Here is a 25,144-nt window from a genome sequence, read left to right as displayed (position 1 = left end):
GAATAGTCATGATGAATACTGTAAAATTTAGATTGCTGATACTTCTCTGCTGTGGTTTAATAGCCTGTTCTAAAAAGAAAGACCCAGTGGTTGAACCAACCAAGCCACCCCAGACAAATTTAGAAGGCATAGATGTTAAATTAGGAATGAACCTAGTTGGGATCATTACCGATGCAAAAACAAAGCAACCTCTTAAGGGCGTTGCCGTAAGTGATGGTTACAGCGTAGTACAGACTGATGAAAAAGGCGTCTATCAGCTAAGTCGTGCTTCTAATGCAAGATTTGTTCATTATGTTATTCCAGCTATAGCAAAAGTGCAGATGAAAGATGGTTTGCCAGATTTTTATGTGAAAATTGATAAACAGCAAGCTATCTTTAGACAAGATTTTGCATTGGAGATGCTGGAAAATGGCATTGAAAAAGATTTCACACTTTATGCCATTGCCGATCCACAAGTAAGAACCAATACAGATTTGGGGCGTTTCCAAAAAGAGTCGATGGTAGATATTAACAACTCGGCAAAAACACATAGCAATGTTTATGGATTGATGTTGGGCGATATCATCTACGATGCACCTTCGTTACTGCAGCCTATGAAAACCTCGGTAAAATCAGATCATATCAAGTTATTTCCGGTAATTGGCAACCACGATCACCTACAGACCACCAATAATGACTTTGATGCAATGATGGGTTATGAGGATGTTTTTGGTCCGGTTAATTATTCTTTTGATAGGGGCAATGCACATATTGTAGTCATGGACGATGTATTGTACACTGGGCAGCAAAACTATACGGCAGGCTTTACCGAGCAACAAATTAAATGGTTAAGGGACGATTTGAAATTTGTAGATAAAGACAAGCTCCTAATTTTGGCTGTACATATCCCTTTACGTAATGGCAGCAGCGTAGCTAGGTTAAAAGATGCACAGGCGCTGATGTCTGAGTTTAAAGAAGTACATGTGATGTCGGGACATACGCACTATAATGAAAATGTACTGGTTTCCGCCAATACCTACGAACATGTACATGGTGCTGCGTGCGGTGCTTGGTGGACAGGAACTATCAATGCCGATGGTACGCCGAATGGTTATGGTGTGTACCAAATTTCTGATAAAACTATAAGCAATTGGTACTACAAGTCAACCAACTTCGATAAAAGCTATCAGATAAGAATGTATCCTGCCTTTTCTTTTGGCGATCTTTCTGGTTATGTTACTGCCAATGTATGGAATGTAGACGAAGCATGGAAAGTAGAATTTTTTGAAAATGGTGTAGAAACTGGAGATATGAGTAGAATGGAAGATTATGATAAAGCGGCTTATCAGTTTTTTAAAGGATTGGGCAAGGCAGAACCTGCAACGCCAAACACCTCAACCACATGGTTTAGAAGACCAGATCATATTTTTCATTACAGACCACAAAATGCCAGTGCACAATATATGGTCAAGGCAACCGATCGTTTTGGTAATGTATATCAACAAACACAAATGATTTCGGGTTTAAGCGCATTCCTTAATTATTAAACACGCAATATTAAAGATGAACACCAATAAGAGATACAAATGGGAAGTGCTTTTCCTTTTATGGATTGCATTTTTCTTAAATCAGGCAGATAGGCAAATATTCAATGTAGTGTTGCCCTCTATCAAGGCCGATATGCACCTAACTGATGTAGAAATTGGATTGATAGCCACAATCTTTAATTTGGTATTCGCACTGTTTGTTCCCATTTCAGGCATTCTAGGAAATAGCTGGAGCAAGAAATGGATCATCATTTTTAGTATCATTTTATGGAGTGGGGCAACCATGCTTACAGGTATCAGTTCTACTTTGTTGATGTTCATCTTGTTTAGAAGTACGGCCACGGGATTGGGCGAAGCCATGTTTGGGCCTGCAAACTATTCCCTGTTGGCAGGTTATCATAAAGAAACGAGGGCATTTGCCATGTCTATCCATCAAACAGCCTATTATGTGGGTATTATTGCCAGTGGCTTTTTAGCTGGCTATATTGCCGAAAATTGGGGCTGGCGTAATGCATTTTATGTTTTTGGGGCTGTGGGAGTTGTTCATGGTATCTATATGATTTTTAGGTTGAAGGATAAAAAGAGTGAACCAACAACCGAAGAAGAGAAACCTAAATTAACAGAGGCCATATTAATTCTGTTCAAAACTCCTACGGCACTCATTCTTACCATCGCTTTTAGCGGATTGATATTTGTTTTGGTGGGCTACCTTACTTGGACACCTACTTATCTTTACGAAAACTTCTCCCTATCACTTTCTAAGGCAGGTTTTATGTCGATGTTTTTTACACATATTGCCGCTTTTGTAGGCATCTTCTTTGCCGGAAAATTTTCTGATAAACTGGCCGAACGATATCCACAGAAACGAATGTTGCTACAGGCAATAGGCTTGTTGGCTGCTATACCGTTTATTTTGTTGGTTGGGCAGTCTACCACCTTATTGCCCGTTTACATTGGTTTGGCAGGTTTTGGTTTTGCCAGGGCATTTTTCGATGCCAACACTTACTCCGTGCTATTCGATGTAATTCCAGAAAAATACCATTCTTCGGCTTCGGGCATGATGCAGATGATAGGATTTTCAGTAGGCTCACTCTCACCTTTGGTATTGGGCTATTTAAAGCCGCAGATAGGTTTGGCTTCGGGTATTTCTTTGCTGTCGGTAGTTTGGTTGGTTTGCGCAATTATACTGTTTATCGGTTACCGCAGGTTTTATAAAAAGGATTTCGAAAAATTACAACTAACACTTAAAAAATGAGTTTTCGAGATTATTTCAAGGTAGTAGAAGGTGTCAACAAATGGCTTCAGGTTCAGTTTGTGCCCGAAATTGGTGGAAGGATCATGCAAATCAGCCTAGATGGCTATTCATTCTTGTTCAATAATCCATCAAATATCATTACCGAAAACTATAGAGAAAAAGCGTCTGCGGGGCAGTGGATCAATTATGGTGGTGAAAAGCTTTGGCCTGCCCCACAAGGATGGGGTAAGAAGACACTTTGGCCAGGTCCACCAGATGTGGTTTTGGATGGAGGTGTATTTGCGTTAGAGAAAAATGGAAACGAGTTTTATCTGGAAAGCGAGGTCGATCCATATACAGGTCTGCAGGTTTCAAGAACAGTTTCTATTAATGATAGCAATACGATTATTCAGGTAGATTGTGTGTTTGAAAATAAAAGTGGGGAAGTGAAAGAGTGGGCCATCTGGCCAGTAGCACAGTTGCATGCAGAAAATTTTGAAAATAATTCTTACGAACTCATTTTGCCATTGGCAGAAAAAAGTAGTTATGCTACAGGTTTTTATGTAATGCATGGCTTGGTCAATAATCCTCAAATAAGAATAGAAAATAAACAACTTAAGCTCAATTTTCAATATCTGATTGGAAAGATAGCTGCCGATAGCGACCAAGGATGGGTAGCTTATTTAAACAAGGAAAACGGAAAGGTATATGTCAATTTTTTTGAAACGGAATTAGGCCAGCCTTATCCAGATAACTCAACCGTACAAATATGGACACAGGGCAGGGGAATGATCTACTCTAGGAACATCATTAAAGAGTTTCCAAATAATATCCATCAAAATCCACCTTATCTGGAAATTGAGCTGTTATCACCATTAAAACCTATCCAGCCTCAGCAAAAGGCTACTTTCTCTTATCAAATTGGGGTGTCTACCATTGCATTGGGAGATACCATTCAACAGGTCAATAGAGATAGAATTACTTGTGTGCCACTTACTGTTTTAGGTGAGGGAGGCTTTGTGGTAGTAACGGCCTCGTATGGTTTTTTTGAGGAGAAAGCTATGGAATTGAATATTGAAGATACTAAAAGTGGGAAACAGCACTATCGTGAAGAGTTTAAAGCTGATCCTAACCATCCTTTAAAAATAGAGCTAAAAATTGATATCGGGACATTTCATGTAGACGAGCTATCGGTAACATTAACAGAAACAAAAGAAAGCAATAAGAGGGCTGATTAAAATATATGTACGAATTTAAAGATAAAATTGCACTCGTTACGGGTGCATCGCAGGGGCTTGGTAAGGGCATTGCCATAGCATTGGCCAAAAAAGGGGCAACTATCATAGGCAATTACATTGGCGATGATAAAGTTGCGGAAGAAACGCTAAACGAACTGAAAGGATTAGGCGTAGAAGCAATAATGATTAACGCCGATGTAAGTAAGGAAGTCGAGGTAGAAAGGCTATTCAAAGAAATCGCAGATCGCTATGGCAAGTTAGATATTCTTATCAATAATGCAGGTACTTCGCAGGCTAAAGATATTTTCGAATTGGATTTCGAAGATTGGAATAAGATGATGGAGGTTAATTTGGGTAGCGGGTTTCTCTGTTCAAAAAAAGCAATGCAAATCTTTAAGGCACAAAATTCAGGCAGAATTGTGTTTGTTTCCTCTTTGGTTGCCCAACAAGGTGCTTTGTACGGCCATGCACATTACGCAGCATCTAAAAGCGGTCAGTTAGGTTTAATGAAAACCTTGGCCAGAACGGGCGCTTCATATAACGTGACGGTTAACGCGGTTGCTCCAGGCATTATCCATACCGAATTGCTAGAGAAAATACATGGAAAAGAAGGAGTAGAACAATTGGCGAAAACTGTTCCCTTAGGTTTAGGCTCGGTTGACGATGTGGGCAATGTAGTTGCTTTCTTGTGCGCCGATGAATCTAAATACTTAACTGGTGTGACCATTGATATCAATGGTGGAATGTATATCAGATAACGATGAGCAAAATGGAAACCTTAAAAGTAATTTGGTTGGGACAGGGGGGCTTTTTGTTTGAATTTGATGGAGTAAGGGTAGTTGTAGATCCATACTTGTCAAACAGTTTGGCTGCAAGAGGGATAGAACGAATGATCGCAATTCCTATTGTTTCGGAAGAATTGCGCCCAGATTATGTGCTATTCACCCACGACCATGCCGATCATTTTGACGAGGAAACGGTGACTGCCCTAACAAGCTATTATCCAATCTGCAAATTTTTAGGCCCAAACAGTGTAGCCGAACATTACGCTAGGTTAGGTTTTAACCCAAAGCAATTTCAGGTATTAAATAAAGGCGAAATATATCATTCACGCACTTTTAGTGTAAATGCTGTGCCCGCTTTTCATACCGATGCATACTCCATTGGTTTTGTTTTTACCTATCACAAACATCAAATCTATATTTCTGGCGATACGTTATTGGATGCTCAACTCATTCCCTCGCTAAAAAAAGAGATACAGGAAGGTTTGTCTTTAATGATGATTTGCATCAACGGAAAATTGGGAAATATGACTGACGAAGAAGCGGTAGAAGTAGTAAAAGCATTTAGACCAAAAGCTGCTATGCCCATGCACTACGGCATGTTCGAATCGAATACCGTAGCACCAGATTTTTTCAATCAATCTATTCAAGAACTTGGCCTGACTTGCGAACTGATGGAGCCGGGAACTGCTAAAATATTTAATCTATAATTTAAAATATCATTTTATGAGATTTGCAACAATACTGCTATTACTGATGAGTTGGTTCTCTGGTTTTGCCCAGCAGGACAGCTATTCGTTAAATACTTCCTTGGGTAAGCTTAGCTATGCAAAAGGAAAAACCCAGATGAACTTTAACAATGGTTTGGCGGCTACCTCTCTGTCAGATTTGAAATGGAAACTGAAACTGGAAGACCCAGAACAAAATTTCGACACCATCTTGCTACAAAGCTCAGGACAAACTTCTACTGTTAAAAAAATAGCGGGAGGTTTTATGGTTTCCTATACGCAATTGAAGAAAGCTTCCCAGAGCTACCAAATAGCACTTGATATTATTTTCACTACCGAAGGTCAAAAGTTTAGCCTGTCATCTAAAATACGCAATAATGAAAAAAAACTAGTGGTAGTAGAGTTTGATGGCCCTATTGTAAACGGTATCAACTTGAAAATGGAAGATTATAACCTAATGATGCCGAATGGGGTAGGTCAAGAATTTGTGATTACGCCGACAGCTAAAATTGCCGCTAAGAAAGTGAGCTTTAAAGGCGGCCTATCATGGATTTCGGACAAGGCTAATCCTGGAAGCTACGGATTAACCGCACATTATCCATCTCGATTTGCAACGATGCAATGGTGCGCCTTTAAAGGAAAAAACGGTGGGGTTTACTTTGGTAGCCACGATGTTAAGCATGGTTCGAAAATATTCAACGTAAATTATGTGGAGAACCAAAAGCAATATGATTTTTCTTTCAGTCATCAGGTAGCTATTCATCCTCAAACACAATACGATTTTCCTGCGCTGGTGATTTATCCTTTCAAGGGGAGTTGGCACCAGGCAGCCGATGTTTATCGTAAATGGTTCGATACTTCGATGCCTTTGGTAGAAGTGCCAACTTGGGCAAAAAATGCTTCTGGTTGGATGTTGACCATTCTTAAACAACAGAATAACGAAGTAATGTGGGACTATCCGGCATTAAATGAAATGAACAAACTTTCTGTAGAAAGAGGGTTGGATATCATTGGTTTGTATGGCTGGGCACATGGCGGCCACGACCGTTTCTATCCAGATTATTATCCAGATACTTTAATGGGCGGACACAAAGCTTTGGTTAAAGCCTTGACAGATATTAAAAAGGCGGGCAAACGTTCCATTATTTACGTTAACGGTCAGCTAATGGACCAAAATGGAACCAACTATTGGGATTCTATCGGTAAATCCATCAACATTGTTAAAAAAGATAAACAGCTAGACTACCAAAAATGGCATAAGTATAAAGATGCGCCAGCAAGATTTCATGGTTTGGCTTGTTTAAGTGCTGATTTGTGGTACGAGCGAATGCTCCAATTGGCGAAAGAGGCGAATGATTATGGCGCAGATGGTATCATCTACGATCAGCTTGCGGTAACAGCACCAAAATACTGCTACGCTACAAGCCATAATCACAAAACACCAGAGGTGATGTACACTGGCGATAGATATGCCTTTTTAAGAAAAATTGCCACCACCATGAAAACCATCAACCCAGATTTTATTGTGATGACTGAAGGATTAAGTGATGTTGTACTCAATTCTGTTGCTTGGTTTCATGGTTACGAAAATGGCGTTTACGTGCCTACGCAAAAGGAAATTGAAGGAAAGTATAGTAAAACTGCCTACAGTTCGGTATATCCGGAGATGTTTAAGTACACCTTTCCAGAAATGCTGACCACTACCCGAAATCCTTCTCCGGTAAACAACAGGCTGATTTTGAACTATGCTACCGTTTATGGTTTCCGTCAGGAGTTGGAATCGAGGTACGCTGCGGATGTACGTTATTTGAAAGAAAACCGTATTCCAGTACCCGAAGATTATGCGAATGTTATCAGTAAGCCAGATTTAGAATTGGTGACTTCTCAAGATCCAATTGCAATGAAAGTCTATACTAAAGCAATTATAGATTTTCAGCGTGAAAATGCCGACTTACTATGGCACGGCAAATATATAGATGGAAAGAAATTTGATTTTACGGGCAATCAGCTAGTAGCAAAAGCATTCGAAAACGGAAATAGGTTGGGTGTGATAGTTTGGAACTATGGCGCTACAGCACAACCGTTTACCTTGAATGTTCCAGGCTACGTTCTCGAAACCATAACAGCACCGGGCAAAGCTGCGGTAGCCGTAAATGAACCATTAGCAGCCGAAAGTATCCGATTAATGACATGGAAAAAAGTACAATAAGATGAAGATCACAGGAATTAAAACATTTATTTGCCATTCGTATAGAACCAATTGGGTTTTTGTAAAAGTACTTACCGATGCCGGGATTTATGGCGTGGGCGAATCTACCCTAGAGATGAGGGAATTAACAGTGGAAACGGCCATAAAGGAGTTGGAACGATATATTGTTGGCAGAGATCCACATGATATAGAAGCCATTGTGCATGATATTTATAGAGATGCTTATTGGAGAGGTGGAGTAGTGTTGATGAGTGCACTAGCAGGGGTAGAAATGGCACTTTGGGACATCAAAGGTAAGGATTTGGGAGTGCCAGTATACCAATTGTTAGGTGGTAAGGTAAGAACATCGGTACCTTGCTACGCAAATGGATGGTTTGCTGGGGCAAAACAACCAGAAGAATTTGCTGAAAAGGCAAAGATAGCGGTTAAAGCTGGTTTTAAAGCACTTAAATGGGATCCTTTTGGTAAAGAATATATGAACATCGATCCTAAAGCCTTGAAAGAAGCTTTGGATTGTATTAGGGCAGTAAAAGATGCGGTAGGAGATCAGGTTCACTTAATTATAGAGGGACATGGCAGGTTCAATGTGCCCACTGCGGTTAAAATAGGAAATGCCCTTGCCGAATTTGATATTTTATGGTTCGAGGAACCAATTCCGCCAGATGATAAAGCGGGAATTGCTTGGGTTAGGAAAAAAATCAGTACACCGGTTTCGGGTGGCGAGAGGTTGTACAGCAAGTACGATTTTGTAGATTATCTGAGGATGGAATGCGCCGATTACTGGCAACCAGATGTTTCTCACGCTGGCGGGATAATGGAATTGAAGAAAATCGCTTCGATGGCCGAGGCACATTATATTCCAATCTGTCCGCATAATCCAAGTGGGCCAATTGCAAATGCTGCAACCCTACAGTTGGCGGCCTGTATTCCAAATTTCTATTTGTTAGAAACCATGTCTAACGATATTCCTTACAGAAACGAAATCAGTACAGAGAAAGTCGTTTTTGAAAATGGCGAAATGCTAATTGGCAATGCGCCAGGTTTAGGCATTGATATCAATGAAGAAGCGATTTTGAAATATCCTTACGAGGCCAGAAATCTTCGTCACTATCAGGGAAATTTAACAGATATCAGGCCTGCAGACCAAACCCAGTACTTTAAATAATACCGATATGAACCACTTCCGTTATTTATTTATCGCCTTTTTAAGCTTAATGCTCGTTGCTTTCAAGTTTAAAGAAGAGCCCGCCATCTATTTTTTCAAGGGCACCGACAAATCAATTAAGCCTATTGTAGCACTACAAAATAGTGTTTTGAAGTTACAAGGAAATGCATTGAATGTGCAAACAAAACAGGAAGAAGAAGCTCCCGGCATCGAAATTAAAGGAAACTGGGATTTATCTAAATGCAACCAGCTTGTGCTCGAAATTACTAATCATGATTTGTTGGGGGATTTGCCATTGACAGTGGTATTAGAAAATAAAGGGGCAAGTATGGGCAAAAGGCGGGGCGTGTTTTTAGAGCGAATATATATCGCCCCTAATCAGACAAGTAAAGTGAGTATTGCTCTTCCGAATGATTTTTCTAAAGTGATAGACGAACAGTTGGTGGGGATGCGGATGACACCTTTTACCAAATGGGGACTGATATCTAATATAGATTTGAAGGAAGTTGTTTCGCTATCGGTGTATGTCAATAAACCTAGGTACAATTGGAATTGGAGTGTCAATTATATCAAAGCAGAAGTTGGGGAAAAACAAGCCAATCCTGCTTGGATGAGTTTGCAAGAAAAAGAATTTTTCCCTTTTATAGACCAATACGGGCAATTCAAGTACCAAGAGTGGCCGGGGAAAATTCATAGTGACCAAGAACTTAAAGATGCAAGACAAAAAGAATTGGCCAGTCTCGAAAAATACGCTGGCCCAACCGAAAGATCAAAGTTTGGTGGTTGGAAAAATGGTCCAAAATTAAAGGCAACAGGTTCTTTTAGAGTAGAAAAAATAGAGGGTAAATGGTGGATGGTAGACCCAGAGGGCTATCTGTTTTGGTCGCATGGTGTGGTTAGGGTAACGCCGCATTCTGGAATTACGCCTTTAGACGGTAGGAAACATTACTTTTCTGATCTGCCAAAAAAAGATAACGCCTTTGCCGAATTTTATACCACTCATGATGAACTGCTGAAACCCTATTATACTGCTAGAAATATTGACAGTACCTATGATTTCTCAGCGGCCAATATCAAACGTAAATATGGTGAGAATTGGCGTGAAATCTATGCAGACTTGGCGCATCAGCGGTTAAAAAGTTGGGGATTGAACACTATTGCCAATAGTTCGGATAAGCAGATTTTTATGCAGCGTAAAACGGCCTACACGGATAGAATTGAATTGAAATCTCCTTATATTGAAGGCAGTAAAGGAATGTGGTGGAAGTTTAACGATCCTTTTGATCCGCAATTTACAAGCGATTTTAGAAGGCAATTGTTGGAAAGGGAGAAGGAGTTGAACGATCCCTGGTGTTTAGGTTTTTTTGTAGATAACGAAATCAATTGGGGAGAAGAAGCTACTTTGGCCGAATGGACTTTACAATCGCCAGCTACACAAGCAGCAAAAATAGCTTTTGTAGAAACACTTAAAACCAAATATAAAACCATACAGCAATTAAATACGGCTTGGAAAACTAGTTTTAAAGATTGGCAATCGCTATTAGAAAGTAGAGAAAAAGCTCCTTTAGGCTCAAAAGTAGATTGCATTGCTTTTAGTAAAGTAATCACGGAAGAGTATTTCAAAAAAGTAAGAACCGAGTTTAAAAAAGTGGCTCCAAATAAACTTTATCTGGGCTGTCGTTTTGCAAGATCGAATATTAACGCGGTTACCATAGGCGCTAAATATTGTGATGTGATGAGCTACAATATTTATGCACAAACACTTGATAATTTTAAGCTGCCAAACAATCTCGATAAGCCTGTATTAATCGGTGAGTTCCATTTTGGAGCTTTGGATAGAGGACTTTTTCATCCTAGCTTAATCAAAACAAAAAACCAAGAAGAACGAGGCCAGGCTTATTTCAATTATGTGAAATCAGCCTTAAAGCATCCAAGCATTATTGGTACACATTGGCACCAATTTGCAGATCAAGCCACTACTGGTAGGTTCGATGGCGAAAATTTTCAAGTTGGCATGGTGGATATTTGCGATACCCCGTATTGGGAAACCATAGAGAAGGTTCGGGAAATTGGTTATAGTCTGTACGAAACCAGAGAGGGGAAAACAATGAAGAAAAACAAATCCCCATACAGTGATTATATCGATTACTAAATGATGATGACTGTAGGATTATTTGTTCCCTGCTACGTAGATCAGTTTTATCCAAAGGCGGCTATAGCAACATTAGAATTGTTAGAGAAGCTAGGGGTAAAAGTATGTTTTCCAGAAAGACAAACTTGTTGCGGCCAGCCGATGGCAAATTCTGGCTTTGCCCATTTAACGCAAGCTTGCGATGAATTGTTTACGAAAAGCTTTGCTGATTTCGATTATATCGTTTGTCCATCTGGAAGTTGTGCATTACACCTAAAAGATCATTTGCATTCATCAAAGCATCCCGAGAAAGCCAAGCAAATACAGTTGAAGATATATGAGTTGGTAGAGTTTTTAGTAGATGTATTGAAAGTACAGGATTTGGAGGCTAGGTTTCCGTATAAAGTAGGTTTGCATCAAAGTTGCCACGGTTTGAGGGGATTGAAATTAGCGCAAATGAGTGAGTTGGTAGCACCAGCATTTTCCAAACCTTTGCAATTATTGAGCATGGTAGAAGAGCTGGAAATGGTTACGCTTTCCCGTAAAGATGAATGTTGCGGTTTTGGTGGTACATTTTGTGTTGCAGAAGAAGCCGTTTCCGTAAAAATGGGGAAAGATAGGGTTGCAGATCATATTGCTAACGGAGCTACGTATATTACTGGAGTTGATTTGTCTTGCCTCATGCACATGGAGGGAATATTAAAAAGACAGGGTAGCGAAGTGCAGATTATTCATATCGCAGAAATTTTAAATGCCAGTTAATTTGATAATCAATGAAAGATCATTCTGAGCTATCGGCTATTTTCAATGCAGATGAACAGCGGGTAAACTGGCACGATGAAACCCTTTGGTGGATACGTCAGAAGCGTGATAAAGCCGTGAAGACATTGCCAGAATGGGAACTATTGAGAGAAAATGCTTCACAGATCAAGCAGCATACGCTCTCTAATTTAAGTGCTTATTTAGAGCAGTTCGAGGCAAAAGCTTTGGCCAATGGCGTAAAGGTACATTGGGCTGCCAATGCTGCCGAGCACAATGAAATTGTTTTATCAATTTTAAAGAGAAATGGCATTAACCGAATGGTGAAGAGTAAGTCGATGCTTACAGAAGAGTGCCATTTGAATACTTTTTTAGAAAATAATGGCATTGAGGTCATCGATTCGGATTTAGGAGAAAGAATTGTTCAGTTGGCGAAGGAGCCACCAAGTCATATCGTTTTGCCTTGTATCCATAAAAAGAAAGAAGAAATAGGAGAATTGTTTCATGAGCACTTGGGTACGCCTGTTGGCGAGGCAGATCCCCAAGTATTGACCGAAGCTGCAAGGCAAGATTTAAGAAATGTTTTTTTGACTAGAAGGGCAGCTTTAACAGGGGTTAATTTTGCCGTAGCCGAAACTGGAGAAATGGTGATTTGCACTAATGAGGGTAATGCGGATATGGGGGCGCACTTGGCAGATGTTCACATTGCATCAATGGGTATCGAAAAACTTGTTCCCCAACGCAGGCATTTGGGAGTTTTTTTGAGGTTGTTGGCCCGTAGTGCAACCGGACAGCCTATTACTACCTATTCTAGTCATCTTAGAACTCCCCGTTCGGGTCAGCAAATGCACATTATATTGGTTGATAATGGTAGGAGCCAACAATTGGGGAGGGAAAGCTTCAGGAACTCCCTAAAATGTATTAGATGTGGAGCTTGTATGAACACCTGTCCTGTTTATAGAAAAAGTGGTGGACATAGTTACCAATACACTATTTCGGGACCTATAGGTTCTATTCTGGCACCCAATCTGGATATGAAAAAACATGCTGATTTGCCTTTTGCTTCCACTTTATGCGGCTCTTGTACTAATGTTTGCCCAGTTAAAATTGATATCCACAACCAGCTTTACCAATGGCGACAAGAATTGGTTAGCGCAGGATATGTAGATGCGAAGAAAAAATGGGGGATGAAAGCAATGAGCTTTTTGTTTGCTCATCCATCTTTATTTAGTTGGGCAGGTAAAGTAGGACGCAGATTGATGACGGCTGCTCCATATCTTTTTAACAATAAATTGAACCCTTGGTACAACCAAAGAGAAATGCCAAGCGCAGCAAAACAATCTTTTAGAGAGTGGTACAAACAAAGAGCAAAAAATGAAAGTTAATATGGTTACGAGTAGAGAGCGCATATTAAAAGCAGTAAAGGCAAATCAGCCTAATTTTGTATCGTTTGCAGATATCAATATCCCTCAATCTACAGAAGATCTTCCAAACAAATTTGCATTAGCACTTCGTAATGTAGGAGGGAATTTTGTAGAGCTAGATCATCTACAAGAAGTTGAAAACTATATTAATGAAAATTTTAAGCAGGGAGGCCGTGTTTTATCCAGTATTCCCGAATTGTTAAAGTTTAATGGTTTAGACGTTATTGATACAGATCCGCATAGTTTAGCCAATGTAGAACTGGCAGTGCTAAGGGCTGATATTGCAGTTGCGGAAAACGGAGCTTGTTGGTTGCCCGAGGTAAATACCTTACAGCGGGTATTACCATTTATAGCACAACATTTAATCTTACTGGTTTCAATAAAAGCTTTTGTTCCTACGATGCATCAAGCGTACGAAATAATTGGACGGGATGCGTATGGTTATGGTGTTTTTATAGCTGGCCCTTCAAAAACAGCAGATATAGAACAGTCGCTAGTTTTGGGAGCGCATGGACCAAGATCAATGACAGTGTGTTTGGTTAATGAATGGGCTACTTAAATAATTGTTATGTAATAGTTGAATGTCGGGTTCTTTTACTTGTTGCATAACGTCAACTTGGTTTGCTTTTACTATTAGAACTAGAACCTTGTTAACTATCCCTCTCTAATATTTTGAGAGGGATTTTTTATGAAAATTATTTAATATGTCTGTATTGCTTGATGGTTTAATTTCTTCTCTTTTGACATGTATTTTTTTTCGCTATTTTTTTAGACCTGTTTCTTAACATCCAGCTTGCATTGTGTCTGGGAATAGCTAAAGATTTAAAGTTCCCTTCTCTTAAAAAACAACTGATGAGTTGAAAATACTATGAGAAATACAAAATGTGATGTACAATGATTGTTATAAAAGATTAGTAAAATGATGACTTGATAAATATGACGAATATCACTTTTTTGGATAACTACGCTCAACTCTGAAGGATACATGGCTAGCTAGTTTTGTGAAACATAAAAAGATTTCATGAAGGCTATTGCTTATAATATTAAACCTGAAGAAAAAGAGTGCTTGGTGTTGGCTAATCATAAGAAACATGATATCACTATTATAGCCAATAGTTTGAGTAGGGAAACTATGCCGTTTGCGCAAGGTAAAGAAGCATTGATTGTGTTTAATGAAGATCCTTTAGATGAGGAACTTATTATGGGATTAAGGGCTTTGGGCATTAAATATATTGCTACTTCGTCTTTCGAAACCGAGCATATCAATTTAAATGCAGCTGGAGTGGCTGGTTTTAAAATTGCAAATGTACCTTTTAAGCAAGGTGAAGAAGGGGTAATGCCCAGAATGCAACAGGTGATTAAAAATCTTGATAATTGGGCTGCGGGGAAATGTGTAGGTAAGGCTTGTTGTTGCCCTAACGATTGTGCAAAGACCACTAAAGAAGAAGAGGAGGGACATTAATGGAAGCCGCCGAACTCTTACGTAAATATAACATTGCAGCACCTAGATATACCAGCTATCCTACAGTACCATATTGGGACAACGAAAATTTTAGCGCAACACAATGGAAGCGCAGATTAGTTACAGCTTATGGTGAGCACAAAGATGAAGGAATTAGTCTTTATATCCATTTGCCTTTTTGCGAAAGTTTATGTACTTATTGCGGCTGTAATACACGTATCACGAAAAATCACGGGGTAGAACTCCCTTATATCGATGCCTTGTTAAAAGAGTGGGAGATGTATTGTGCACTGTTGGGTGAGAGACCAAAAATCAAGGAAATACATTTAGGAGGCGGTACACCAACTTTCTTCAGTGCCGATAACCTCAAACAGCTTTTAGAAACCATTGCGGGTGCTTCAAAATTTAATGACGATGCTGCTTGTTCTTTCGAAGGACATCCAGATAATACCACAGCAGATCATTTACAAGTGCTTTATAACTTGGGTTTTAAACGGGTAAGCTTTGGTATCCAAGATTTCGATCCGAAGGTGCAGTTTATGATTAACCGTTACCAAACTCCCGAACAGGTTTTAAAAATTACTGAGCTGGCACGAAGTATCGGTTATCAATCTATCAACTACGATTTAATTTATGGTTTGCCTGGTCAAAACATGGGTGGGTTAATTGAAACTATTAATGAAGTAATTGCACTAAAGCCAGATCGTATTGCCTTTTATAGTTACGCACATGTGCCTTGGATTAAAGCTGGTCAGCGCCATTTTACAGAGAAAGATATTCCGCAGGGCGATGAAAAATTTGCTTTGTACCAACAAGGGAGAGAAATGCTAGTGGCGGCGGGTTATGAAGAAATTGGCATGGACCATTTTGCATTAAAAACAGATAGTCTGTACATCGCCAGTGAGGAAGGTAAGTTGCATCGCAATTTTATGGGCTACACCGATCAACATACACATATTTTACTGGGCTTGGGAGTATCGTCCATCAGCGATTGCGGTACAGCCTTTGCCCAAAATGCCAAAACGGTAGAGGAATATAAAAAATTTATTCTGTCGGATGAATTGGCTGTGCAAAAAGGTCATTTGCTAAGCGAGGAAGATTTACGCATCAGAAGGCAAATTCTTGATTTGATGTGCCAAAGTGAAACTTGCTTTGTGGATGATATTCCGGCAGCAGTAGTTGAGCGCCTACAACCCATGATAGCAGATAGACTAGTGGCCATCAGAAATAAAGAAGTTAAAATACTTCCATTAGGAAAATCTTTCTTACGTAATGTGTGCATGGCTTTTGATGAAAGATTATGGCAGCAGCAACCCAAAACCCAATTATTTAGTGCAGCGATATAGATAGTATAGATAACACCCCGGTCTTCGACCACCCCTCTGCAAGAGGGGAATGTCGGATGCAATTCCCCTCTTCCCGAGGGGTGCCCAACGGGCGGGGTGTTTTGAAGCCCAGTTAAAAACAAAACTCAAACCAATGAGCAATCCAACCGTTACCCAAAGTTCAGTATGTTACCATTGCGGTGATAAATTGCCTGCTGTAAAGCTAAACTACGACGAGAAAGATTTTTGCTGCGTAGGGTGCCAAAGCGTGTATCAGATTTTATCTGAAAACAATATGTGCAACTATTACGCTTATAACGATACGCCTGGACAAAGAATAAAAGATGATGGACATTTCGAATATTTGGATGAGCCAACCATTATAGCCCAGCTCATCAATTACAAAGACAAGGACAATTCTATAGTTACATTTTACATTCCCGCCATTCACTGCAGCTCTTGTATTTGGTTGTTAGAGCATCTCTATAAAATTAACCCTGCCATTTTCAGTTCTCGTATAGATTTCCTGAAAAGAGAAGTGACAATTAGCTATAAGCACGATAAAGTATCTTTAAGACAAGTTGTAGAAGTGCTTAACCAAATTGGTTACGAGCCGTTAATCAGTTTACAAGATGTTGTAAAGGAGAAAGGAAACTCAGTTAACAAACAGCTGATCTGGAAGATTGCCATTGCCGGCTTCTGTATGGGCAACGTCATGTTGTTCAGCTTTCCAGAGTATTTTGGTTTATCTGCTTTAGAAAAACAGTTTCAAGATTTGTTTGCTTGGCTAAACTTGGCATTCTGTATTCCGGTAACCTTCTATTGCGCTAAAGAATATTTTACATCGGCTTATGCCAGTTTAAAACAAAAATACATCAATCTGGATACACCGCTCGCATTAATTATAGCAGTACTTTTTATACGTACTGCTATATCTACCATATTTAATGATGGGCCAGGTTTTGGGGATACCTTAACGGGATTAGTATTCTTATTGCTGATGGGTAAATGGGTAAAACAACGCACTTATCATCATATTTCATTCGATAGGGATTATCGCTCTTACTTTCCCATAGCAATAACTACCCTCAAAGATAACCGGGAGAAACCGGTAGCTATTAGCGAGATAGTCGTTGGGGATCGACTATTGATACGCAATGGTGAGCTTGTGCCAGCTGATGCCATCTTAATGAAGGGGGATGCTTGGTTGGACATGAGTTTTGTAACTGGCGAAGCCGAGCCACAGCAGAAGGTTTTGGGTGAGATCGTGTATGCTGGCGGAAGGCAAATGGGTGAAGCTATTGAGCTGGAAGTAGTTAAGCCGGCTTCGCAAAGTTACTTAACGGGTTTATGGAATAAAGAATTTTACAAAACCGATTTTAAGAAGAGGAATTTTAACGATAGCATAGCCAAATACTTCAGTATCGGTGTATTTGTGGTTGCTTTTGTTTCTACAGGTTATTGGTTGTGGATGGGTGATAATGCAAAAGCTTGGTCGGCATTTACCGCTGTAGTAATTGTGGCTTGCCCTTGCGTGTTGGCTTTAAGTACGCCATTTACGCTTTCGGCCATTCTTTCGGTGTTCGATAAAAAAGGTTTCTACGTAAAAAACACTGATGCTGTAGAGCAATTAGCAGATTTAGATACGGTGGTTTTCGATAAAACTGGAACGCTGACCAGTACGCACCACTCTGAAATTACTTTTGAAGGGAATTTAACTCCGGGCGAGAAGCTGTTGGTGGCCTCGCTGCTTTACAATTCATCGCATCCGCTGAGCAGACAAGTGCTAAAAGCTTTAAATCCGAGTAAGATTTACAGTATTGCCAAGTACAACGAAGTAGTGGGTAAAGGTATTATGGGTGTTGTAAATGGAAGGATGATTTACGCTGGAAGTAAACGTGGCTTACCTTTCGAAATTGCGGCAGCACAAGATAAAGAAAACGGTGGTGTTCACATCATGATAGATGAAGTATACAAAGGCTGCTTCTCGGTAGAGCAACAATGGCGAGAAGGTATCGAACCTTTAATAAGCCATTTAAATGAAGATTATGACCTAAAAGTACTTTCTGGAGATACGAATAAGGACGAGCCGCAGTTGAAGAAGATATTTAAGCCATCAACCTCGATGCTGTTTAACCAAAGTCCGGTGCAAAAGTTGGATGAAATTAAAGCTTTGCAAGCCAGAAATAAAAAAGTGATGATGTTGGGCGATGGTTTAAATGATGCTGGTGCCTTGAAACAAGCTAATTTCGGTATAGCTATTACAGACAACATCAACAACTTTACACCGGGCTGTGATGCCATTATGAGTGGTAGCTCGCTTGGTTTGTTGCCAAATTTCATCCAATTAAGTAAGGATGGATTAACCACGATAAAAATCAGCTTTGCTATAGCTACTTCGTATAATTTGATAGGGGTTTACTACGCCGTGCAAGGAACTTTATATCCCTTAGTTGCCGCTATTTTAATGCCGATAAGCACCATTACAATCATCAGTTTTACAAGTTTGGCAACGAGGTATTTTGCAAGGAAGAATGGGTTACGCAGTTAGCACTGCTCGATTTCCTCTCCTTTTCAAGGAGTACCTGTCCCGACTATTCGGGAGGGTTAGGGAGAGGTTTAACCCTCTCTGCCTTCGGCATCTCTCCCTAAAAGGGAGAGAAAAGTACTATGAAAGGCAGTAAACCAAATGAACAAATGGGCCAATGAACCAAACAACAGTTAACCAATTAAACAATTTCAACAGTTAACCAAACAAATGAACATACTCTATTTCTTAATCGGTTGCAGCGTGCTAGTAGCACTGGTTTTTCTGGGAGCCTTCTTTTGGGCGCTCAAAACTGGTCAGCACGATGATGTATACACACCAAGTGTTCGAATTTTGTTCGACGATGAGGTGAAAAATGACATCAACGAGAAAAGTGATAAAAATCACATTTCCGACTAATGCTAATCATCACCAGTGCTCCATCACTGCCATAACTTTGTCATAAACATTACAAATTCTATTTCTATTCAATTATGCAGCTAGAAAAATTTACCTACGACAACAAGATTGTACGAGATTTCGGTATTGCAACCATCGTTTGGGGCATCATCGGAATGCTAGTAGGACTACTTGTTGCCACGCAACTGTTTTCGCCAAGCATGAACTTGGGCAACCAGTACACAACTTTTGGTCGTATAAGACCGCTCCACACCAATGCGGTAATTTTCGCCTTTGTGGGCAACGCCATTTTTATGGGTGTTTACTACTCGTTACAACGCTTGCTTAAAGCAAGAATGTTTAGTACGGCATTAAGTAAAATTCACTTTTGGGGTTGGCAATTAATCATTGTTTCGGCGGTTATAACCTTGCCTTTAGGTATTACCTCATCGCATGAGTATGCAGAGCTAGAGTGGCCAATTGATATTGCCATCACCTTAATTTGGGTGGTTTTCGGTATCAATATGTTCGGTACCATCATCAAACGTAGAGAAAGACACCTTTACGTAGCCATTTGGTTCTATATTGCTACTTTTGTAACTATTGCGGTGTTGCACATCGTAAATTCATTTCAGCTGCCAATATCTTTCTTAAAAAGTTACTATGTTTTTGCCGGTGTGCAAGATGCCTTGGTACAATGGTGGTACGGACATAATGCGGTTGCATTCTTCTTAACCACACCATATTTGGGTATGATGTACTACTTCTTGCCTAAAATGGCTAATCGTCCGGTTTACTCATATAAATTGAGTATTCTTCACTTTTGGTCGTTAATTTTCATCTACATCTGGGCTGGTCCACACCACTTGTTATATACTTCCTTACCAGGATGGGCGCAATCTTTAGGCGTAGCTTTCTCAATTATGCTAATTGCACCAAGTTGGGGTGGTATGATTAACGGTTTGTTAACCTTACGTGGTGCTTGGGATAAAGTTCGTGAAGATGTAACCCTAAAATTCATGGTAGTTGCCCTTACTGCTTACGGTATGGCAACTTTCGAAGGGCCAATGTTATCGTTGAAACAAATCAACGCCGTAGCCCACTTTACCGATTGGATTGTAGCTCACGTACACGTAGGCGCATTAGGTTGGAATGGTTTCTTAACTTTTGGTATATTATATTGGTTAATTCCACGTATCTACAAAACAGAGTTATTTTCTAAAAAACTAGCTTCTTTCCATTTCTGGATTGGCACATTAGGTATCTTATTCTATGCTATTCCAATGTATTGGGCTGGTTTTACACAAGGCTTAATGTGGAAAGAATTTACCGACGAAGGTTTGTTGAAATATGCTAACTTCTTAACCACTACGCTGCAAATTATCCCGATGCACGTGCTACGTTCTATCGGTGGTGCATTGTACTTAATTGGCGCTATCGCGATGACTTACAACTTGGCTAAAACCATGTTGAAAGGTAAATTGGTTGCAGAAGAGGAAGCTGAAGCAATGCCATTAGAAAAGGAAATCACTCACGAAGACCCAGCTGATAAAAAATGGCACCGTGTGTTAGAGCGTAAACCAATGAAATTCATGGTGCTTTCTATGATTGTGATTTTGATTGGTGGTATGGTAGAAATGATGCCAACGTTCACTATTGAAAGTAACGTGCCAACTATAGCCAGTGTGAAGCCTTACACTCCGCTAGAATTAGAAGGTAGAGATCTATATATCAAAGAAGGTTGTGTGAACTGTCACTCTCAAACTATCCGTCCGTTTAGGTCAGAAACTGAGCGCTACGGCGAATACAGTAAAGCAGGCGAGTTTGTGTACGACCATCCGTTTTTATGGGGAAGTAAGCGTACCGGACCAGATTTGCACCGTATTGGTGGTAAATATTCTAACGCATGGCACTATAACCACATGTTAGATCCAACGTCTATGTCGCCGGGTAGTATTATGCCAGCTTACCCTTGGTTAATTACTCAAAAATTAGATATCAGCATGACTGAAGCTAAGATTAGAGCAATGCAAACATTGGGTGTACCATACAGAGAAAATTTCGATAAAGTTGCGCAAGCTAAATTGAAAGAGCAAGCAGACGCAATTGCTGCAGATTTGAAGCAAAACAATATCGAAGTAAAGAGCGACAGAGAAATCATTGCCCTAATTGCTTACCTGCAACGTATGGGTACCGATATCAAAGCTAACAAAACAACTATTCCATCTAACCAGTAAAAATTATGTTTAAGCAAATAAAAGATCTAGCAGGCGGTGAGTTTTATCTCATCGCATCACTGCTCATATTTATGGTTTTCTTCATCTTGGTGGGTATTTATCTTATCAAAATGAGTAAAGCACAAGTTGCAGAAATGAGTAATCTACCTTTTAACGAACCTCAAACAACAGATGGATATGAAGAAGTTTAGTTTATTAATGATGTTCTTGGCTACAGCTTTTGGTTCATTTGCACAAGAAGCTGCTGCCGCTGCCGAAGAAGAAACAAAGGTAGTTATTGCAGAGCCATCTTTAGGCATGAGCACAACAGAATTACTAATCATCACCTTGTTGGTATTTTCAATTATCTTGTTGTTTGTTGCCATCACATTGTATAAAAGTTTTAAGGTAATTTACCAAGAAAGTAAAAATCCAACGCCGTATAAAACGAAGGAAGAAAGAGCTTTAGAGTACGAAGAATGGGTAAAACAACACGGTGAAAAACCTAGTATTTGGAACAAGTTGTTGAGTTTAAAACCACTTTCGGCAGAAAAGGATTTAGAAATTCCGCACTCTTACGATGGCATTAAGGAGTTGAATAATCCTGTTCCGGCTTGGTTTAACGTGCTTTTCTATGGTACATTAATTTTCGCTGCAGGATATCTTTACTATTATCATATTGGTGAGCATGGCGAAAGACAAGATGATGAGTACAAGACCGAAATGGCAAAAGCCGATATCGCAAAACAAAAGTTTCTAGCTAAATCTACTTCGTCTGTTGATGAAAACTCTGTGAAGATAGATCCATCGCAAATTGCGGTAGGCAAGGGTGTTTTCGATGCGAATTGTGTGGCTTGTCACGGTGCTGCTGGCGAAGGCTTGGTAGGACCAAACTTAACAGATGAGTTTTGGATACATGGTGGTAGCGTAAAAGATATCTTCAAATTGGTAAAATATGGTGCGCCAGAAAAGGGTATGGTGGCTTGGGAGAAAAATATGAGCTCTGCAAATATCAGTGCAGTAACCAATTACATTATCTCTTTACAAGGTTCTAAACCTGCAAATGCAAAAGCACCACAAGGTGAAAAATATGACCCAGCTGCGGCAGAAGCTGTAGCTAATTAGGTTTGCTTTAATAATACGTCATTTCGACTGGAGTGCAACGAAATGGAGAATTGGAAATCAACGGAGTTAAATCTTTGAATAGGCTCTTTTGAATAGTCCAAAGATTTCTCCGCTACGGTCGAAATGACGGAACCTTTGTCGTCATTGCGAGGAGGAACGACGAAGCAATCTTTTAAGAACAAGTGCAGAAAGATATAGAGATGGCAAAAATCCAAAATAACAATAAAAAGAGCGGAGGCAGAACATTCCTTTACCCTAAAAAACCCTCTGGTAAATTATACAACCAAAGGAAATGGGTAAGTTATGTATTGCTTCTGCTTTTATTTTCCCTGCCTTTTATTAAGCTCAATGGCGAGCAATTAGTACTGCTTAACTTTTTAGAAAGGAAGTTTGTATTTATCGGCCTCATCTTCACACCGCAAGATTTTTATCTCTTTGCTTTAGCAATGCTGATTTTGGTGTTGTTTATTGTCTGTTTTACCGTAGTTTTAGGCAGGTTGTGGTGTGGTTGGGTTTGTCCGCAAACTATTTTTATGGAGATGGTTTTCCGTAGAATAGAGTACTGGATAGAAGGGGATGCCAACCAACAGAAGAAGCTAGATGCGCAAGAGTGGAATGCGGAGAAAGTCTTTAAAAAAGGATTTAAGCACTTTTTGTTTTTGGCGATTTCCTTTCTGATTTCCAATGTATTTCTTGCTTATATCATTAGTTCCGATAAATTATACCAGATCATTACAGAGCCTATCAGCGAACATACCGTAGGTTTTATCTCAATTTGGATATTTACTTTTATTTTTTACTTCGTATTTTCTTACGTAAGAGAAGTAGTTTGTACGGTTATTTGCCCTTACGGCAGATTGCAAGGCGTTTTGTTGGATAATAAAAGTTTGATCGTAGCTTATGATGAAACACGTGGCGAGCCTAGAGGCCGTATCCAAAAGAACCTAGACCAAAGTTTGAAAGGAGATTGTATAGATTGCAATTTGTGCGTACATGTTTGTCCAACAGGAATTGATATTAGGCAAGGTACACAGCTAGAGTGCGTAAATTGTACTGCTTGTATTGATGCCTGCGATGAAGTAATGATCAAAATAGGTAAACCCGAAAAACTAATCGGTTTTTATACTCACGATTTTATACAACATAGAAACAAATTTAAATTAGGTGCTAGAGCTTGGGGGTATGCCGCTGTTTTGGCAGTGGTGATGATCATTTTCTCATCCTTAATTTATAAAAGAGAAGATGTACAGACGACTGTTTTAAGAGCCAGTGGAACGCTATATCAAAAACGCCCAGATGGCAGTATTGCCAATTTATACAACGCCGAGCTAATTAATAAAACCAATAAGGATATGAAATTTATGTTCAAATCCGACGATGCGAAAGATAAAATTGAATTTATACAAGCAGATACAATTTTGCCAAAAGAAGGCTCAGCACATTTAACTTTCTTCTTAATTAAGCAGCCTAAAAACATTGAAGATTTTAAAAGTAAAGTTAAATTTGAAATAGTGGTAGAAGGGAAGGTGATTAGTGAAACAAGCACAACGTTTTTTTCGCAACCTTAGCCAGTTGGCAGTGAACAATTGACAGTTTTCAGTTAATCAACAATTAAACAATTTATCAATAAAGCAATTTAAGTAATGAATTGGGGAACGAAATTAATTTTAGGCATGGCATTGTTCATGTCGTTCATTATAGGAATGGTGGTTTATATGTTCAAAAATCACGATAACGATGCCTTAGTGGAAGAAGATTACTATGAAAAAGGCATCAACTACGATAAGGAATACGCAGCGAAAAGCAATGTTTTAAACGATGATGCTATTCCCCAGGTTACTGTTGGCCAAAGTCAAATCGTTTTGAAGTTAAAAGACGCGGCAGATTATCAGCTTACGTTAATGCGTCCATCGGCTAAAAAGAAAGATGTAAATACGAGCGGTAAAACTGTGGGAGATGAAAACTCGATCATTATAGAAACTTCAAACTTAGACAGGGGACTATGGTCGTTAAAAATAGAATGGCGCTCTAGCGGCAAAGACTATTTATTTACCAAAGATATCACGATATGAGTTTGATACCCTTGGCTTTTTTAATGGGCTTTTTGGGAAGTGTACATTGTGCCGTTATGTGCGGACCAATTGTGCTTGGCTTGCCATTAGACAAAAAAAAGCTTTGGCATAATGTTTTCCAAGTATCGTTATATCAGTTAGGAAGAATATCGATTTATACTTTACTAGGTTTACTGGTTGGCTTGGTTGGCAATACATTTTCAGTTTTTGCAAAGCAAGAAACGCTCAGCTTAATCATAGGCATTGTATTGATACTTTTTACGATAGCGCAGTTGAGTGGGAGGTACGTGAGTTCTTTTCAAAAAGTGCAAAATAAAATGGTACTCCCAATTAGTAAGCTGATGGGCAAGGTTTTTAAGCTGCCGTTTTGGGGATTTTTTGCAGGTATGCTGAATGGTTTAATTCCCTGTGGAATGGTCTACTTGGCACTAGCAACTGCACTTAACTCGGGCACGGCACAATCTGGAGCAAGCTTTATGTTGCTTTTCGGTTTAGGTACTACACCTTTGATGCTTTTCATTTCATTAGGTGGCGTTTACCTTAAAAAGTACTTTAGGTTCAACAGTCAAAAACTCATTCCTTGGTTTGCACTTTTTATAGGAGCCTTGTTTATTCTTCGTTCTGCCAACTTAGATATTCCTTTTCTGTCGCCGCATACGCATTCTACCTACGGGAATGTAGAGCGATGTGATTAATGTTGACTATGCTGTCCTTTCAGGACGTTTTTTAGCTTGTTGTATTAATCACAACGCGATGCATTGTGTTAGGTTATGTAAGCCCTTCAGCCTAATTACCGTGGCGCTTACGCATTGTTTATGAGTT

The 25,144-nt window shown here is 39.5% G+C and carries 21 protein-coding genes; all 21 read left to right on the top strand.

Features of this window, described 5'->3' with window-relative positions; genetic code table 11:
* Nucleotides 1–8: 8 nt before the first annotated feature.
* Nucleotides 9–1,526 (top strand): calcineurin-like phosphoesterase family protein, encoded by a 1,518-nt coding sequence (locus REI64_RS05160; RefSeq protein ID WP_308849036.1) that lies wholly within the window; start codon nucleotides 9–11, stop codon nucleotides 1,524–1,526.
* Nucleotides 1,527–1,542: 16 nt separating this feature from the next.
* On the top strand, nucleotides 1,543–2,781 hold the full coding sequence (locus REI64_RS05155; RefSeq protein WP_308849035.1) for an MFS transporter: 1,239 nt from the start codon (nucleotides 1,543–1,545) through the stop codon (nucleotides 2,779–2,781).
* On the top strand, nucleotides 2,778–3,998 hold the full coding sequence (locus REI64_RS05150; RefSeq protein ID WP_308849034.1) for a DUF4380 domain-containing protein: 1,221 nt from the start codon (nucleotides 2,778–2,780) through the stop codon (nucleotides 3,996–3,998). Before REI64_RS05155 ends, REI64_RS05150 begins: the two co-directional genes overlap by 4 nt.
* A gap of 5 nt (nucleotides 3,999–4,003) precedes the next feature.
* Complete coding sequence (locus tag REI64_RS05145; protein ID WP_308849033.1) at nucleotides 4,004–4,756, top strand: 3-oxoacyl-ACP reductase family protein; 753 nt, start codon at nucleotides 4,004–4,006, stop codon at nucleotides 4,754–4,756.
* Between the two features lie 11 nt (nucleotides 4,757–4,767).
* The gene (locus REI64_RS05140) at nucleotides 4,768–5,490 is read left to right on the top strand and encodes an MBL fold metallo-hydrolase (RefSeq protein ID WP_308849032.1); all 723 of its coding nucleotides are present in this window, start codon (nucleotides 4,768–4,770) and stop codon (nucleotides 5,488–5,490) included.
* Between the two features lie 16 nt (nucleotides 5,491–5,506).
* Complete coding sequence (locus REI64_RS05135; RefSeq protein WP_308849031.1) at nucleotides 5,507–7,717, top strand: DUF6259 domain-containing protein; 2,211 nt, start codon at nucleotides 5,507–5,509, stop codon at nucleotides 7,715–7,717.
* Nucleotide 7,718: 1 nt separating this feature from the next.
* Nucleotides 7,719–8,882 (top strand): galactonate dehydratase, encoded by a 1,164-nt coding sequence (gene dgoD / locus REI64_RS05130; protein WP_308849030.1) that lies wholly within the window; start codon nucleotides 7,719–7,721, stop codon nucleotides 8,880–8,882.
* 7 nt (nucleotides 8,883–8,889) lie between these two features.
* Nucleotides 8,890–11,034: a beta-galactosidase gene (locus tag REI64_RS05125; protein ID WP_308849029.1), complete on the top strand. Its 2,145-nt coding sequence runs from the start codon at nucleotides 8,890–8,892 to the stop codon at nucleotides 11,032–11,034.
* 6 nt (nucleotides 11,035–11,040) lie between these two features.
* Nucleotides 11,041–11,775 (top strand): (Fe-S)-binding protein, encoded by a 735-nt coding sequence (locus tag REI64_RS05120; protein WP_308849116.1) that lies wholly within the window; start codon nucleotides 11,041–11,043, stop codon nucleotides 11,773–11,775.
* A gap of 11 nt (nucleotides 11,776–11,786) precedes the next feature.
* Entirely contained in the window at nucleotides 11,787–13,157 is a 1,371-nt protein-coding gene (locus tag REI64_RS05115; RefSeq protein ID WP_308849028.1) for a lactate utilization protein B, read from the top strand.
* Nucleotides 13,147–13,755, top strand: coding sequence for an LUD domain-containing protein (locus REI64_RS05110; protein ID WP_308849027.1), 609 nt, complete (start codon nucleotides 13,147–13,149; stop codon nucleotides 13,753–13,755). Before REI64_RS05115 ends, REI64_RS05110 begins: the two co-directional genes overlap by 11 nt.
* A gap of 462 nt (nucleotides 13,756–14,217) precedes the next feature.
* Nucleotides 14,218–14,658 (top strand): lactate dehydrogenase, encoded by a 441-nt coding sequence (locus REI64_RS05105; RefSeq protein WP_308849026.1) that lies wholly within the window; start codon nucleotides 14,218–14,220, stop codon nucleotides 14,656–14,658.
* A complete protein-coding gene (gene hemN, locus REI64_RS05100) occupies nucleotides 14,658–16,004 on the top strand; it encodes an oxygen-independent coproporphyrinogen III oxidase (RefSeq protein ID WP_308849025.1) in 1,347 nt (448 codons plus the stop codon). The genes REI64_RS05105 and hemN overlap by 1 nt, the downstream gene beginning before the upstream one ends.
* Nucleotides 16,005–16,137: 133 nt before the next feature.
* Entirely contained in the window at nucleotides 16,138–18,534 is a 2,397-nt protein-coding gene (locus REI64_RS05095) for a heavy metal translocating P-type ATPase metal-binding domain-containing protein (protein WP_308849024.1), read from the top strand.
* Between the two features lie 207 nt (nucleotides 18,535–18,741).
* A complete protein-coding gene (gene ccoS, locus REI64_RS05090; protein ID WP_308849023.1) occupies nucleotides 18,742–18,930 on the top strand; it encodes a cbb3-type cytochrome oxidase assembly protein CcoS in 189 nt (62 codons plus the stop codon).
* A 74-nt stretch (nucleotides 18,931–19,004) separates the two neighbouring features.
* Complete coding sequence (gene ccoN / locus REI64_RS05085) at nucleotides 19,005–21,146, top strand: cytochrome-c oxidase, cbb3-type subunit I (RefSeq protein ID WP_308849022.1); 2,142 nt, start codon at nucleotides 19,005–19,007, stop codon at nucleotides 21,144–21,146.
* 5 nt (nucleotides 21,147–21,151) lie between these two features.
* A complete protein-coding gene (locus tag REI64_RS05080) occupies nucleotides 21,152–21,337 on the top strand; it encodes a hypothetical protein (protein WP_308849021.1) in 186 nt (61 codons plus the stop codon).
* Nucleotides 21,324–22,250: a cbb3-type cytochrome c oxidase N-terminal domain-containing protein gene (locus REI64_RS05075; protein ID WP_308849020.1), complete on the top strand. Its 927-nt coding sequence runs from the start codon at nucleotides 21,324–21,326 to the stop codon at nucleotides 22,248–22,250. The genes REI64_RS05080 and REI64_RS05075 overlap by 14 nt, the downstream gene beginning before the upstream one ends.
* 182 nt (nucleotides 22,251–22,432) lie before the next feature.
* The gene (gene ccoG / locus REI64_RS05070; protein WP_308849019.1) at nucleotides 22,433–23,818 is read left to right on the top strand and encodes a cytochrome c oxidase accessory protein CcoG; all 1,386 of its coding nucleotides are present in this window, start codon (nucleotides 22,433–22,435) and stop codon (nucleotides 23,816–23,818) included.
* A gap of 75 nt (nucleotides 23,819–23,893) precedes the next feature.
* Nucleotides 23,894–24,322: a FixH family protein gene (locus REI64_RS05065; RefSeq protein ID WP_308849018.1), complete on the top strand. Its 429-nt coding sequence runs from the start codon at nucleotides 23,894–23,896 to the stop codon at nucleotides 24,320–24,322.
* Nucleotides 24,319–25,017 carry a sulfite exporter TauE/SafE family protein gene (locus REI64_RS05060; RefSeq protein WP_308849017.1) on the top strand — a complete coding sequence of 233 codons (699 nt, stop codon included), beginning with the start codon at nucleotides 24,319–24,321 and terminating at the stop codon, nucleotides 25,015–25,017. The genes REI64_RS05065 and REI64_RS05060 overlap by 4 nt, the downstream gene beginning before the upstream one ends.
* The last annotated feature ends 127 nt before the right edge of the window (nucleotides 25,018–25,144 follow it).

Source organism: Pedobacter sp. (assembly GCF_031119335.1).
Taxonomy (GTDB): domain Bacteria; phylum Bacteroidota; class Bacteroidia; order Sphingobacteriales; family Sphingobacteriaceae; genus Pedobacter.
This window is presented reverse-complemented; position numbering and strand designations above follow the sequence as displayed.

Bases quoted from the DNA above. Each gene is read 5' to 3' on its own strand.
- REI64_RS05160 (WP_308849036.1), top strand. From the start codon at position 9: ATGATGAATACTGTAAAATTTAGATTGCTGATACTTCTCTGCTGTGGT.
- REI64_RS05155 (WP_308849035.1), top strand. From the start codon at position 1,543: ATGAACACCAATAAGAGATACAAATGGGAAGTGCTTTTCCTTTTATGG.
- REI64_RS05150 (WP_308849034.1), top strand. From the start codon at position 2,778: ATGAGTTTTCGAGATTATTTCAAGGTAGTAGAAGGTGTCAACAAATGG.
- REI64_RS05145 (WP_308849033.1), top strand. From the start codon at position 4,004: ATGTACGAATTTAAAGATAAAATTGCACTCGTTACGGGTGCATCGCAG.
- REI64_RS05140 (WP_308849032.1), top strand. From the start codon at position 4,768: ATGGAAACCTTAAAAGTAATTTGGTTGGGACAGGGGGGCTTTTTGTTT.
- REI64_RS05135 (WP_308849031.1), top strand. From the start codon at position 5,507: ATGAGATTTGCAACAATACTGCTATTACTGATGAGTTGGTTCTCTGGT.
- dgoD (WP_308849030.1), top strand. From the start codon at position 7,719: ATGAAGATCACAGGAATTAAAACATTTATTTGCCATTCGTATAGAACC.
- REI64_RS05125 (WP_308849029.1), top strand. From the start codon at position 8,890: ATGAACCACTTCCGTTATTTATTTATCGCCTTTTTAAGCTTAATGCTC.
- REI64_RS05120 (WP_308849116.1), top strand. From the start codon at position 11,041: ATGACTGTAGGATTATTTGTTCCCTGCTACGTAGATCAGTTTTATCCA.
- REI64_RS05115 (WP_308849028.1), top strand. From the start codon at position 11,787: ATGAAAGATCATTCTGAGCTATCGGCTATTTTCAATGCAGATGAACAG.
- REI64_RS05110 (WP_308849027.1), top strand. From the start codon at position 13,147: ATGAAAGTTAATATGGTTACGAGTAGAGAGCGCATATTAAAAGCAGTA.
- REI64_RS05105 (WP_308849026.1), top strand. From the start codon at position 14,218: ATGAAGGCTATTGCTTATAATATTAAACCTGAAGAAAAAGAGTGCTTG.
- hemN (WP_308849025.1), top strand. From the start codon at position 14,658: ATGGAAGCCGCCGAACTCTTACGTAAATATAACATTGCAGCACCTAGA.
- REI64_RS05095 (WP_308849024.1), top strand. From the start codon at position 16,138: ATGAGCAATCCAACCGTTACCCAAAGTTCAGTATGTTACCATTGCGGT.
- ccoS (WP_308849023.1), top strand. From the start codon at position 18,742: ATGAACATACTCTATTTCTTAATCGGTTGCAGCGTGCTAGTAGCACTG.
- ccoN (WP_308849022.1), top strand. From the start codon at position 19,005: ATGCAGCTAGAAAAATTTACCTACGACAACAAGATTGTACGAGATTTC.
- REI64_RS05080 (WP_308849021.1), top strand. From the start codon at position 21,152: ATGTTTAAGCAAATAAAAGATCTAGCAGGCGGTGAGTTTTATCTCATC.
- REI64_RS05075 (WP_308849020.1), top strand. From the start codon at position 21,324: ATGAAGAAGTTTAGTTTATTAATGATGTTCTTGGCTACAGCTTTTGGT.
- REI64_RS05065 (WP_308849018.1), top strand. From the start codon at position 23,894: ATGAATTGGGGAACGAAATTAATTTTAGGCATGGCATTGTTCATGTCG.
- REI64_RS05060 (WP_308849017.1), top strand. From the start codon at position 24,319: ATGAGTTTGATACCCTTGGCTTTTTTAATGGGCTTTTTGGGAAGTGTA.